13 protein-coding genes are annotated in these 13,398 nt (G+C 44.8%); 3 read left to right on the top strand and 10 right to left on the bottom strand.

Translation table 11 applies throughout. From position 1 onward, the window contains the following. Window positions 1-48 precede the first annotated feature (48 nt). Window positions 49-978 (top strand): LysR family transcriptional regulator, encoded by a 930-nt coding sequence (locus QVA83_RS05730; protein ID WP_170826510.1) that lies wholly within the window; start codon window positions 49-51, stop codon window positions 976-978. Window positions 979-994: 16 nt separating this feature from the next. Here the strand turns inward: QVA83_RS05730 and QVA83_RS05725 are convergent, their stop codons facing one another. The 4 genes from QVA83_RS05725 to QVA83_RS05710 all read right to left on the bottom strand — a co-directional run bounded on the left by QVA83_RS05725 (window position 995) and on the right by QVA83_RS05710 (window position 5,317). After that, window positions 995-1,474 (bottom strand): invasion associated locus B family protein, encoded by a 480-nt coding sequence (locus tag QVA83_RS05725; RefSeq protein WP_039236473.1) that lies wholly within the window; start codon window positions 1,472-1,474, stop codon window positions 995-997. A 53-nt stretch (window positions 1,475-1,527) separates the two neighbouring features. Continuing rightward, on the bottom strand, window positions 1,528-2,784 hold the full coding sequence (locus QVA83_RS05720) for a nidogen-like domain-containing protein (RefSeq protein WP_014949936.1): 1,257 nt from the start codon (window positions 2,782-2,784) through the stop codon (window positions 1,528-1,530). Window positions 2,785-2,962: 178 nt separating this feature from the next. Further along, complete coding sequence (locus QVA83_RS05715) at window positions 2,963-4,579, bottom strand: S10 family peptidase (RefSeq protein ID WP_014949937.1); 1,617 nt, start codon at window positions 4,577-4,579, stop codon at window positions 2,963-2,965. Between the two features lie 150 nt (window positions 4,580-4,729). Continuing rightward, entirely contained in the window at window positions 4,730-5,317 is a 588-nt protein-coding gene (locus QVA83_RS05710; RefSeq protein WP_061486081.1) for an acyl carrier protein phosphodiesterase, read from the bottom strand. Window positions 5,318-5,499: 182 nt separating this feature from the next. Here QVA83_RS05710 and miaE point away from each other — a divergent pair, with 182 nt between their 5' ends. Then, window positions 5,500-6,276, top strand: coding sequence for a tRNA isopentenyl-2-thiomethyl-A-37 hydroxylase MiaE (gene miaE, locus QVA83_RS05705; RefSeq protein ID WP_014976880.1), 777 nt, complete (start codon window positions 5,500-5,502; stop codon window positions 6,274-6,276). 216 nt (window positions 6,277-6,492) lie between these two features. Then, window positions 6,493-7,092: a Yip1 family protein gene (locus QVA83_RS05700; RefSeq protein WP_061486082.1), complete on the top strand. Its 600-nt coding sequence runs from the start codon at window positions 6,493-6,495 to the stop codon at window positions 7,090-7,092. Between the two features lie 76 nt (window positions 7,093-7,168). Here QVA83_RS05700 and purF read toward each other — a convergent pair whose 3' ends face one another. The 6 genes from purF to truA all read right to left on the bottom strand — a co-directional run bounded on the left by purF (window position 7,169) and on the right by truA (window position 13,297). After that, window positions 7,169-8,692 (bottom strand): amidophosphoribosyltransferase, encoded by a 1,524-nt coding sequence (gene purF / locus QVA83_RS05695; RefSeq protein WP_014949941.1) that lies wholly within the window; start codon window positions 8,690-8,692, stop codon window positions 7,169-7,171. 14 nt (window positions 8,693-8,706) lie between these two features. After that, on the bottom strand, window positions 8,707-9,195 hold the full coding sequence (locus QVA83_RS05690; RefSeq protein ID WP_014949942.1) for a CvpA family protein: 489 nt from the start codon (window positions 9,193-9,195) through the stop codon (window positions 8,707-8,709). A 160-nt stretch (window positions 9,196-9,355) separates the two neighbouring features. Continuing rightward, window positions 9,356-9,973 carry an SPOR domain-containing protein gene (locus QVA83_RS05685; protein WP_061486083.1) on the bottom strand — a complete coding sequence of 206 codons (618 nt, stop codon included), beginning with the start codon at window positions 9,971-9,973 and terminating at the stop codon, window positions 9,356-9,358. A gap of 46 nt (window positions 9,974-10,019) precedes the next feature. Further along, window positions 10,020-11,351 carry a bifunctional tetrahydrofolate synthase/dihydrofolate synthase gene (folC, locus tag QVA83_RS05680; RefSeq protein ID WP_081334009.1) on the bottom strand — a complete coding sequence of 444 codons (1,332 nt, stop codon included), beginning with the start codon at window positions 11,349-11,351 and terminating at the stop codon, window positions 10,020-10,022. Continuing rightward, the gene (gene accD / locus QVA83_RS05675; RefSeq protein ID WP_014949945.1) at window positions 11,351-12,196 is read right to left on the bottom strand and encodes an acetyl-CoA carboxylase, carboxyltransferase subunit beta; all 846 of its coding nucleotides are present in this window, start codon (window positions 12,194-12,196) and stop codon (window positions 11,351-11,353) included. Before accD ends, folC begins: the two co-directional genes overlap by 1 nt. 309 nt (window positions 12,197-12,505) lie before the next feature. Continuing rightward, complete coding sequence (truA, locus tag QVA83_RS05670; protein ID WP_014949946.1) at window positions 12,506-13,297, bottom strand: tRNA pseudouridine(38-40) synthase TruA; 792 nt, start codon at window positions 13,295-13,297, stop codon at window positions 12,506-12,508. Window positions 13,298-13,398 lie beyond the last annotated feature (101 nt).

The following is a 13,398-nucleotide window of genomic DNA, read 5'->3' as shown; positions in this document are numbered from 1 at the left end:
GATAAACAGCACAATAAAAGAAACATTATCAAATAGTTTTTGAAAGCCATGTTACTCGACGACTTGAATGTAGTGATAAAAGTTGCTGAATTTAGAAACATTACTGCAGCAGCGACACATTTGAATATGCGTACAGCAACCGCAAGTGCTGCGGTAAAACGCGTAGAACAGGCCCTTGGTGCCGAATTATTTGTTCGTACTACACGCTCACTACGCCTGTCGTCTGCGGGTGAAAGGTTTTTGCCAACGTGCCAAGAAGCCATGTCAATGCTGGCTAATGCCAAGCAGAACTTAAAGGGCGATACAGGCGTGATTGAGGGCGAGCTTAGGTTAGGTTTATCGTCTGATTTAGGCCGAAATGTGATTGCGCCGTGGCTAGATGACTTTATGGATTTGCATGACAAAATAACCGTAAAGCTCAACCTGAGTGACAGCAACATTGACTTTTATCGCGATCCCGTCGATTTAGCGCTAAGGTACGGTACTCCAACCGATGCGAATGTATACGGTTTCAAAATTTGTGATGTACCAAGTTTACTTGTTGCCTCCCCTTCTTATATCAGCTCTCATGGTGCCCCTGAAAAATTTGGAGACTTGCAAACACACAACGGACTTTTTTACCAACTACACGACAAGGTATATAACGAATGGGAGTTTTTTCACAAAGGGACACCGCTGAAGATAAAAATGCGAGGCAACAGAACCGCAAACGACGGAGAGATAGTAAAGCGTTGGGCCGTTGCGGGTAAAGGTATTGCTGTTAAATCTGGCTTAGATGCGTGCGACGACATTTTAAAGGGTCGACTTGTAACCTTGTTGCCCGAATATCAACCTAAACCGAAACAGCTTTGGCTGATTTGCCCTAGCCGCCAATCTATTACTCCAGCAGTAAGACTATTCAGAGATATGCTGAAAGAGCGCTGCGCTGAATGTTTAGCGCAGCTAGCCGCATTCAGCGTATCAAAATATCAAAAATAGACGAGTATCTGTGCATTTACTTTTGAATACTTTGATTTAGCTGTGCGTAAGCTTCCTCAAAACCTGTCAACGATATGGGCAAGGTAACTTGCTGGTTTTCAGATTTTTGAAACGCTATTAGCATAGTCTGTCCATTGTGCATTTGTTTCAAAAGCTCATTGTCGATTTTCACTATACTTTGGCAAGACTTCTCGTCACAGCCTGAGAATGGCACTTGTATGGATGCAAAATCGTCGATTTTTACTCCTACACCATTTTTTGTGAGTGTATTTTTTGGAAGCTTTATTTTCAATACTGGAAAATCTTGCGAATAGGAGTAGTCAACGTTGACGCCCAATAGCACTTTTTTTGCTTCTTTGTCTTTGGCAACGAGCTGGCTAAGCGTACACACAGACGAATCATTACATAGCAAACTCCAACTACCAAAGTCACTTGTGGTTACAGCCCATGAAAAAAACGATGCAAGTACTAAACTAACTGCTACTAAATATTTCACTTTCACCTCTTAGCAAAACGGGGAGCGCACGCTCCCCCTCTTTTATGACAACTTTATTGCTTCCGCTTTCTTATAACAAGCGTAGCAAACATTGCACTTAGCATTAGAAATAGAGTATTGGGTGTTGGCACAGATACAGGATCAGGTACAAACACAGTAACGGCATTCTGGTTCATATTAACAACGCCAGAACCATCGAAAGTGAGGCCGGTTACAAATGCGTCCGGCGTAGGCTCGAGCATATTCGAAACATCAATTCCCATAATTCTGAAGCGGTCAACTGGGGTATTGAAGTCGTACTCCTCACCACCAGTGATATCTGTGCCTGTATCGAACCAATCCATCAGAACATTGTCCCAAAGAAATAGGTCAAACATGTCGTCGTCGTAACCTTCAGGCAAAAGCACTGACGCGATGTTTGGACCACTATTTACAATATAGTCATAGCCTACTGCCACATCTGGGTCGATGAATACAAGTTCATCTGGATCATCGATAGAGAATTCAAATTCATAGTCTGTCGGTGTTTCTGGATTAACAATTGGCAATATAGGGTTTTCTGGAGTATCACCCGGTAGTACGCCATCGCGAATAGCAAACTTCCAAATACCAGGCGTGCCCGTGTTGCTGTTACTTTCGTCTATATCAGCGATAGCGGCGGTTTGAGACCCCGGCACAGTGAAAAAGTTTTCCCCATCTCCCGCGTCATAACCCGCTTGTGCTGGAACGCCGTTTGACGCACTACCTGAAGTCCAGCCGATATCTTCATATCTAAACTCAACGTCGAAATTTCCCGCACCTGTGTCTTCCCGATCAATTAACACTAATTGGAACGTGTTTGTGGGGTTACTGTTTTGACTGTAGTAACCAACATCGTTCCATGTCACTACCAGCGTGTTTTCATTCGGTGAACCGATAAACACGTCGCCACACTCTGCACAGCGCGTATCTACATCGCCCCAAAATGGCGCGATCATTGGCTGGTTGCTTATGGGGAAGGGTCTTGGCGTAAAGGAGCTCACGGTGCCATTGAAGGTTATATTACCGTTATTGTTAATGAAGAATCTATCGTATGAAGTACCAAAGAAATTTACGCCACTATCGAAGGCAAGCGATTCAAATGCGTCAAATACGATAGCGCCCGATGAACCGTCGTCGTTACCATTCATCGCTAAGTTACCAAATCCACTTTCAGTAGAGCCTTCCCAGCCGGAAAGGAGCACTGAAGCATTGGCTGTGGTGCTTGAGATTGAGAATGCTAGCGCTGCGCTCGCCAACAGGGATAATGAAAAACGCGAAGACTTTTTCATGTATACGTCCTTGTAGTTTATGTTAATAAGAATTTCATTATTTAGCAGACCCGATTTAGCAAAGTGTAAGCCAAATCTAAAATAGCTTTTAAATACAGAAGCTTAAAAAATAAATAATGAATTAGTTTAATATAATGTAAAAAAACCTGACATCCTTGTCTTTAGATTTTCAGACGTACTATCGCTTGTATTCAGCAGGTATGCCTTTGCCTGGTGTGCTCATTTTAATAAACTCGCGTAGGTCTTGGTTGGACTGTTTTAAGTCGTCGCGACGCAGATACATCATGTGGCCGCTGCGATATCCCTTAAAGCTCAAACGGTCTTTTAAATTGCCACTTTGATCGAGCTGCCACATCGTATACTTGGCATCAAAGTAGTTCGTTGCGCCGTCGTAATAGCCAGCTTGAATCATCACATTCAGATACGGGTTTTGCGCCATGGCTAATCGCAAGTTCTCACCCGATTGATTATTGCTTCTATCCCACGGGTGCACGTTTCCAAACATGTTGTACTTAATATCAGTTTTGTAGTTTAACTCTTCACGCAAATAGTAATTAATAGCGGGCGTGAACGAATGAAGCCATGATGTTAGCTCAGCCCAATAGTCAGGGCGGTCGCCGCTTTGCTTAGCATCTATACCTAAATAGCGGCTGTCTAAACGACCTAGCGTCTTCCCTTCGTCGCGCAGTAAGTCTTTCCAGAAAAATGCAGTGCTCACGTCTAAGTTGTTTTGCGCAATAGACGCTTCACTTAACCCAGAATAGCGTGCCATTTGCGTTAACACATCTCGCTTTTCCGTTTCACCAATGAAGCCACCTTTGGCCAGAGCAGGAATAAGCGTATTGATGGTGAAGTCTTCAACTTCAGGCAATAGCTCAGTAAGATCTTTGTTTTGCAACGCGGGTTCAAGCTTATTGTGATACCACGCCGCGGCAGCAAAATAAGGCAGTCGATTAGCGGCTTTTACCGGCCCGTTGCGCTCTATACCAATATCGGTTGGCGATACAAGCACAACGCCGTTTAAGTACATCCATTGGCGATTTTGAAGCTCTAATGCTAATCCTGACACACGCGTCGTGCCGTAACTTTCACCGATAAGATATTTAGGTGAACGCCAGCGATTATTACGCGTTACAAAAGTATTCACCCAGTCTGCCAAATAGCTAATATCGGCATTTACACCAAAGAACATTTTCTGCTGTTCATCTTGCGATGGCATGCTGCCGTCAGCTTTAGGCAGCACGCGGCTGTACCCTGTATTCACTGGGTTAACAAACACAATGTCAGCCACATCCAAAATGGAGTAAGGATTGGTTTGAACACCATAGGGCTGAACTGGATAGCCTTCATCGTCAATATTAAGAATACGAGGGCCTGTGTAGGCTACATGCATCCACACTGACGCAGAGCCTGGACCACCGTTAAAAGAAATAATAAGCGGGCGCTCAGTATTCTCTTTTACGTCAGTGCGCTGATAGTAAGTGTAAAACAAAGTGGCAACCGCTTCGTCTTTACTGTTCCAAACCGGTTGAGTACCCGTGGTAGCACTGTACTTTACGCGCTTGCCTAGGATTTTAGTTTCGTGCTCTGTCACTACACTGCTATCAATTTTTATTGAACGAGCATGGGCAGATGCGCTTTCTTCTTGCGCTGAAGCACTGGTAGTTAAGCTTACAAAAGCAATTAAGGCTGCCGTTAACCATGCTAGGGTCGCGTGCGATTGCGCTTTGTGTTTATTTTTACCCAGACTTAATAATACGGGCGATGTATTTCTAACTAAGGATTGAATATTCATCATTATTATCTTTGAGTGTCGTTAATTTTATCTTTTTTGTGTTGTCTTTGTATTGCACGCTTTACTATATCGCTGTTCACATGACAGCTTAGCAATGAACGACAAAACGACCAATTTCTTCGATACATTTCTGTAACACGGTTAAGCCTTTCAAATATTCTCAGGGCCATTGATTTTTATGTGTGTAATGAGTTCAGGGAAAAACGTTAAGAATCTCGCTTCAATCTCGTCTCTGTTCGCATTAATATCATCCACAGCAAGATGAAACGTGTTGGGAAAACGAATACGTTTAGCAACCACAGTAATCGCCTTAGCAATGCCCTCTTCCTTAGCATAACCTTCAAACCAGTCATGGGTTATCATATGCCCGACACTGTGCTGCATCGTTCTTGGCATAGTGGGCAATCGCTGTTCTAACAATGCGAAACTTTGTTCCCTGAATTCGTCAAAACCCTGTGTTGTAAACGACGCCCAATGTTTAATTAGCAAGTGATCGAAGTAGATATCCAGCGCCACAGGTGCAAAGCGCCGACGACTTTTATGAAATAACGCCTTTGCTGCTAAGACGCTGGTATGACTGTCGGTGAACCTATCGACTTCATAGTGGTTTTTAAGACCTAGCCGTACCGCTTGTCCAAACTCTTTAATATCAACACCCCGCCTGAAATCACCGAGTAGGTTACCGAATTGAGAATCGGCAGTTGGTCGGGCTAAGAAAAGATGGGCAAGATAATTCATTTTGTAATTTATTGGCCTCTATTTTAAGTTGTAAGGGCTTGTAGGTATCAAGTAAAATTACGGTTCAATTCAGATACGCTGAATTTTGTGCTTTTATAAACCGAAACTGCCGAAACTAGCGTTGGCAGCAGCCAAATTCAAATGTAACTGAAAAACCGTAGCACTTAAAATTGAGTTTCAACATGTCTGTAATTTCCACTTCTGAAGTCACGTCTCTACTTTCACCAATCAATGCCTTTTTACATTGCGAGACGCCACAGTCGTGGATAGACGAAGCGCAGAAAGAGGAAAACCTTCGCGTTATCCTTACTGACCACCTAATTTGCGAGCTTAAAGCGGCTCAGTCGGCTATGTACCTACTTCGCCGCTATGTAGCCGATGAGGAAACCAGTAAGGTATTGCTGGGCTGGTTGAAACCTTACGAAGACTTCACTTACCGCCACGAAGGCGATTGGCAATCGCTTAATACTAAGCACCTTTCCAAAAATGTATTTAACACTGAAGGGCTAGACCCTTTTAAAAAAGACATGCTTGATAAAATGGTCATGCTAATTAAAGAAGAGCTTCATCATTTTTACCAAGTGCTAGAAATTATGCACGAGTTGGGGTTTGAATATAAGTCGGTAACATCCAGTCGTTACGCCAATGGCTTGTTGCGTCACGTACGCACTTACGAACCTGAAAAGCTTGTCGACAAGCTCATTTGTGGTGCCTACATTGAAGCGCGCTCCTGTGAACGCTTTGCCAAACTTGCGCCGTATGTTTCCGAAAATTTAGGCAAGTTCTATGTGTCGCTGTTGCGCTCTGAGGCCAGACACTTTGAAGACTACCTAACGCTGGCTGGGCAAATCGCTAAAACCGATATTTCAGAGCGCGTTGCCCACTTCGGAAGCGTTGAAAAATCGCTGATTGAAAGCGACGATGACGAATTGCGTTTCCACTCAGGTGCACCACGCTAAAGTTAACGCTTTGCATCCGTTTATAAATTAATCAATTTATATTGACGGCTTAGTCATTCTGCTGCACACTCAATTTGTAAACATATTGTTAACGGCAGTGTTTAGCGCTTTGCGCTATGTTTGTGTCTCCTTGGTTTTACGGTTAGTCCGTGTGTTCTCCCTGCCTCACAACAATATTTTTTAAAATAATAACGTTGGTGAACAAGGCAGGACTTTATGATTTTGAATCATTTAATTGGTATTTACACTCATCCAAAAGAAGAGTGGCAAACCATTGATACCAAACACGAAACCTATTTTTACGCGCTTACCCATATCGCTTTTATATCTCTCATTCCTTCACTCGTGGCCTATTATTCCAGTGCCCATACTGGCTGGAGAATCGGCGCAGGTGACATAATTCGCCTTAGCGAAAATACCGCCATTATGATGGGTATAGGCATGTATTTTGGCTTGATTGCAGGCGTGGTCGCATTGGCTGTACTTATTCATGAGTTGGCTAAAGCGTTTGATGCGACGCCAACTTATACGCAGTCGCTGGAACTTGCGGCCTACACGGCTACACCGTTGTTTATGGTGGGCTTCGCAGGTCTTTACCCAGAACTCTGGGTAGTGATGACGGCGCTGTTAGTCGGTATTAGCTATTCGGTATACCTGCTCTACTCTGGCGTGCCAATTTTGATGCATATGCCAGAAGATAAAGGGTTCATTTATTCAAGCTCGGTAGTGACATGTGGGCTAGTATTGCTCGTTATTCTAATGACAGGTTCAGTTTTGGTGTGGGGACTGTCTGGCGGGCCAGTATTTGTTCACTAGCCTCTTTCATTGAAATAAAGCATTAAAAAAGCCGCTTTAAAAAGCGGCTTTTTGTTATATCAAAGAGCGTCTTACATTAATCAGCGGCATCAATATTATGCACATCAAGGTTGCTAAGCTCTGCTTGCACCACTGGCGCTTTTCTTGACGCTTCACCGCGCGACATATCAATTCGCTCAAGGTACTCTTGGTCGATATCCGCAGTAATATAGTTACCATCAAAAACAGACGTTTCAAAACGCTGAATAGTTTCGTTCTCTTCGCGAACGGCATCTACTAAGTCAGAAATGTCTTGGAAGATAAGGCCATCTGCTTGGATAAGCTCTGCAATTTGATCTATTTCACGACCATAAGCAATCAGTTCGTTTGCCGATGGCATATCAATACCATACACATTTGGGAAACGAATTTCTGGAGCAGCTGACGCAAAGTATACTTTCTTCGCACCTGACTCACGCGCCATCTCAATGATTTGACCCGATGTAGTACCGCGCACGATAGAGTCATCGACAAGTAGTACACTCTTACCTTTAAACTCAGATGAGATTGCGTTTAGCTTACGGCGTACTGATTTTTTACGCATGGTTTGGCCAGGCATAATGAAAGTACGTCCAATGTAGCGGTTTTTAACGAAGCCTTGGCGATATGGCAAATCCAGTGTGTTTGCGATTTGAAGCGCCACATCCATCGACGTTTCAGGAATAGGAATAACCACGTCGATATCCAGATCTGCCCATTCGCGCTTAATTTTTTCACCTAGCTTACGGCCCATGTTTACACGCGATGCATAAACTGAAATGCCATCTATGAAGCTATCTGGGCGAGCAAAATAAACAAACTCAAAGATACACGGAGAGGTTACTGGATTCTCGGCACACTGTCTGGTGTGCAGTTGACCCTCTTCGGTAATGAATACCGCTTCACCTGGCATTACATCGCGTACAAACTGGAAGCCAACAGCATCAAGCGCCACGCTTTCAGATGCCACCATCCATTCCTCACCCAGCTCGCTCATACGCTTACCGAGTGCTAGAGGACGAATACCGTGCGGGTCGCGAAACGCTACAATACCTTGGCCGATGATGGCCGCAACAACTGCGTAGGCACCACGAATTTTCTTATGAACTTTCGTTACCACTTCAAAAATGTGTTCGGCACTTACGCTTAAACCTGCTACCTGCTGCAGTTCATGCGCAAGAATGTTAAGCAATAATTCTGAATCTGAGGTGGTGTTGATGTGGCGGCGTGCAATGCGGAATACTTCTTCCTGTAGTTCATGGGCGTTGGTGAGGTTGCCGTTATGAGCAAAGGCAATACCAAACGGCGAGTTCACATAAAACGGTTGCGCCTCTGCAGAGCTTGATGTACCCGCGGTAGGATAGCGAACATGGCCAATACCCATGTTGCCAGACAGCCTCTTCATATGACGCGTATGGAAAACATCTCGAACCAAACCATTTGCCTTACGCAAATTAAACATATTTTGGTCGATAGTCATTATGCCTGCGGCATCCTGTCCACGGTGTTGAATAACCGTTAGACCGTCGTACAGTGACTGAGCTACGGGCGTTTTACCAACTATTCCGACTATACCACACATGTGCGTTACCTATTTCAAGCGGGATTTAAGAAACTGGAGGAGTCTTTCACATAGCTGAAAAACCACTCAATGATGACACCAAACTCTGGAATGAGTACCGATGCTTGCCACCAATCTGAGGAAGCTGCACCAGTAAAGGTATCCATAAAAAAGAGCAATGCGCTAACTATAAGCACGCCACGCAGTGCGCCAAAAACTATACCGAGGGCCCTATCTGTTCCAGACAGCCCTGTTGCCTGAACCAATTGGCTAATCACGTAATTGATCATGCCGCCAAGAATGAGCGTGGTGACAAACAATGCTGCAATTGCAGCACCGTTTTTTAAGTAAGGATCGTCAATGGCTGTGAAGTAAACGGCGAGGTCAGCGTAGAAATTGCTTGAAATAAAGAGTGCAGCAAACCATACCACTAACGAGATGGCTTCTTTAACAAACCCTCTGATCAGGCTTATTAAGGTAGATACCGCAATGATACCCAGTATGGAAAAGTCTACCCAGTTCATCGTCTCTTTATTGCGTTGATGTTGCTTTTTATCGTAAAGCAACGAGCCTTTGGCGAGATGGCGCGCATTCTAACAGAAGATAAAAATATTACTAGTCTGTAATACCAATCCCTGTTGCTCTGTCCGTGCTTAATTCGACAAGCACCAGGAACAATGCGCACTATTCAACTTTGAACGTAGTGACCTTACCTTTAAGACTCGTGAGTTCCTTTAAGTGAGGTAGTGCCGATTCCAGTTTTTTCTTGTCTAAATCTGGGCCAACGAAAACTTTATTAAGCGGGCCAGAACTGGTTTGAATTTTGCGACTAAACGCACGATACCCAGCCTTTTCCAGTTTCGTCAGCAGTGCCTTCACGTTTTTCTCGTGTCGGAAGCTGCCAAGTTGAATAACCCAACCAGCGTCATCGTCTGCGGCACTTTTTGTATTAACCACCGTTTGGCTTGCTAGATTGTCTTCTTCAAAAGTTTTCACCGCTGGCGCTTTTGCGGTAGTGGCTTCACCTGCACGACCACTTTCCCCTGTGCCAGAAGAATCCAAATCATCATCTAATGCCGTTTCATCTTGAATTTCAACCGCTGGCACCGCAGCTTTCGCCACGCGCTCTGATGGAAAAGATTCTGGCTCTACGATGGGCTTTTTAGGCGGATTAGCAGGTACAGAGACAAAAGGTTCTCTGTTTGTTTGCTTTTTGCCATCAAGAAAGTCTGGTAAAAAGATTACCGCTAGGGCGACAACAATAATTGTCCCCACCAGTCTATTCTTTAATGCCGATGTCACTGTGCTCTCCTGCTTGAATACACGGTTTTACTCTACAAGGCGCGTGTTAGTTTTGCTCAGCAAGCACGTCTGCTACGGTAACAAAAGAACCAAAAACGAGAATAAGTTCACCAGTTTGATAATCTGCAAGCGCGCGCTGATATGCCGAGGTCACGTCCTGAAACGTGTCTATATTCTCTATGGTTGTGCCGGCATTAACAAGTGCATTTTCAAGTACTTCTGCCCTGCAGCCCCGAGGACCACTCGTTGACGCTACGTACCACTTGGCATTAAGTGTCGCCAGTGGCGCTAAGGTCTCTGCAATAGACTTATCTTTTAGCATGCCCACCACAACGCGCATTTGGCTTACATCGTAACGGTTTAGCCAATCTTGCATAGCTGTCGTCGCTTGTGGATTATGGGCAACGTCTACAACTACTAACGGGGAATCACTGATAGTCTGCTGGCGCCCCGGCATGGTGGTGTTCTCAATAATATCTCTTACCACGCTTTCTTCGGGCAGCAAATCTAGTAGCTCCAGCGCGGCCAACGCTGTACTCGCATTTTGAAGTGGAATTTTAGGGTAAGGTAGCGACGTATAACTATTGCCCTTCCCTTTCCAGCTCCACTCACTGTAATCACTTGCTACCACTGTTTCGAAATCTTGTGTAGCCCAACGTACGTTAGCTTGTAGCTCGTTAGCCACATCGTAAAGCGATGATGGAGGAAACAGCTCACCAACCACTGCGTTGCCGCTTTTGCGCATAATGCCCGCTTTTTCCCGAGCAATTTTTTCGCGGGTATTACCAAGCCAATCTTGATGGTCAAGATCGATAGTCGTAATAACAGCTAGATAGGGGTCAATAATGTTGGTGGCATCCAAACGTCCGCCTAGGCCCACTTCAAGAATGACCACATCAACATCCCATGACTGCATCATTTTCATGGCAGCCAGTGTACCGAACTCAAAGTAAGTTAGAGTAATAGGTTCGCCACCCGTGTCTTTTCGCGCGCTTTCAACAAACTCAAATGCATTCACAAATTCATCGGCAGGAGGTAATTCACCGTTGTAACGCACGCGTTCACGATAGTCGGTTAAATGGGGTGAACTGTATACCGCAACACTTTTTCCTTGCGATAGCATGGCCTGTTCGAGTAAGCGACACGTTGTGCCTTTACCGTTAGTGCCTGCAACAGTAATAACCAAAGACTGGCTAAGCGAAAGTCCCATGGCATTGGCCACCGCTTTCACTCTGTCTAGCCCCATATCGATGGCGCTAGGATGAATAGATTCTAGGTAGGATAACCACTGGCTCAGGCTTTTTTGCGAAGATGAAGACGCTGAAGCGTTTTCTGCGTGTGGCGCTGAGCCAGTATTTAGATTGTTTTCGTTATTCACTAATTCTTATAATGCAACTTAACCAACAGGCTGTGTAATCTATCACGCATATCTCTGCGGTCAACAATCATATCAATTGCACCTTTCTCAACAAGGAACTCACTGCGTTGGAAACCTTCAGGCAGCTTTTCTCTTACTGTTTGTTCGATTACGCGAGGACCCGCAAAGCCGATTAGCGCTTTTGGCTCGGCTACGTTTACGTCACCAAGCATTGCCAAACTTGCAGATACACCACCCATTGTAGGGTCTGTAAGTACACTAATATAAGGCAGGCCTTTCTTACTCATTTTAGCAAGCGCTGCAGATGTTTTAGCCATTTGCATTAGCGACATCAGTGCTTCTTGCATACGCGCACCGCCACTAGCACTAAAGCAAATAAGCGGCATATCGTTTTCTAAGCATGCATTAACAGCAGCAACGAAGCGAGCACCTACAACCGATGCCATTGAGCCGCCCATAAACGCAAACTCAAAACACGCAACCACTACCGGCATACCTTTTAGCTTGCCCTGCATTACCACTAGCGCGTCTTTCTCGTTCGTTGCCTTTTGTGCAGCAACGATACGGTCTTTATAGCGCTTAGAGTCTTTAAACTTAAGTACGTCTTGCGGCTCGTGCTCTGCACCTAACTCAACGCGATCGCCATCATCTAGGAACGCATCGATACGGCGGCGTGCCGTAATACGCATGTGATGGTCACATTTAGGGCAAACTTCCTGAAGTTTTTCCAGTTCGCTCTTATACAGCACTGCTTGGCATGAACCACACTTCGTCCAGATACCCTCTGGTACGTTACCTTTGGTTGATGTTTGCGTGCGAGGAAGAATTTTTTGAATCCAGCTCATGGAAATTGAATCCTTTGTTTTTTGTTTGCCGACCGTGACGATTGATGTTTGTTCATACTTGTGGCCAACAACACATTAATTTTTTAAGTTTCATACTGTATTACAAAGAAAAAATACGTAACACAATAGAACAGCTACCTAATATAGCGCGCTATTAGACCACAATACAACGAAATGGAAAAAACAAAACTGGTCTTAGAAGTTGGCAAGGGATGATTTGAAGATACATGCTTCAATACAACCTGAGTTAACTGCTAGATGATGTGCAACTAACTCAGATTGAAAAATTTAAAGACGAAGGTAGATAGATTAGGCCTCTGGAAGGAATAGCGGCCCTAAAGGCGGTTTAGGCAAACCGTGCTCGTCAGGGTATGTGACGTCAACCAAGTACAACCCATTTGGCTTCGCCGTAGCTGCAGATTTACTTCTGTCTTTCAGGCTTAACAAGTGAGCTATCCAATTTACATCTTGCTCCCCTGCCCCAATCTCAACAAGCGCGCCCGTGATATTGCGAACCATATGATGCAAGAAAGCATTGGCGCGAATATCGATAATAACGTATCGCCCTTGGCGATATACGCTTACATCAGTAACGTTGCGAAATGGCGTTTTACTTTGGCAAAGCGCTGCGCGGAACGAGGTAAAGTCTTGCTCGCCTAGCAAGGCTTGTGCGGCAACATGCATTTTTTTCTCATCTAATTCGCGGTGAATATGGGTAACACCGGAATGGAGAATAGCAGGACGCATTTTCGCATTATGAATAACGTAACGATAGCGGCGATGGGTAGCAGAAAAACGTGCATGGAAGTCATCGCTGACGTTCTTTGCCCAGGTAACAGCAACAGAGTTAGGCAGATTCGCATTTACGCCGAGTGTCCAAGCGCGCTCTGAGCGTGGTGCATCACAGTTAAAGTGAACCACTTGCCCAGTAGCATGTACACCAGCATCGGTACGTCCAGCGCATTGCACTTCAATGGGTTCGTTGGCTACTGTCGATAGTGCCTTTTCAAGATGTTCCTGAACACTTGGTACTTCACGCTGGCGTTGCCATCCGTATACAGCAGCACCGTCGTATTCAATCCCTAAGGCAATTCGCCCCATATCTGTATTACCCCGTTTCTGAAAAGGCGCTAAGTGTAGTCATGTCGCTTGCAACATGCAATGCCGCTAATACGCAAAATTCTTTTAGGTCATAGAAAATA

Origin of the sequence: Alteromonas sp. AO-Serp (assembly GCF_017849675.1) — a bacterium.
Taxonomy (GTDB): domain Bacteria; phylum Pseudomonadota; class Gammaproteobacteria; order Enterobacterales; family Alteromonadaceae; genus Alteromonas; species Alteromonas macleodii.
This window is presented reverse-complemented; position numbering and strand designations above follow the sequence as displayed.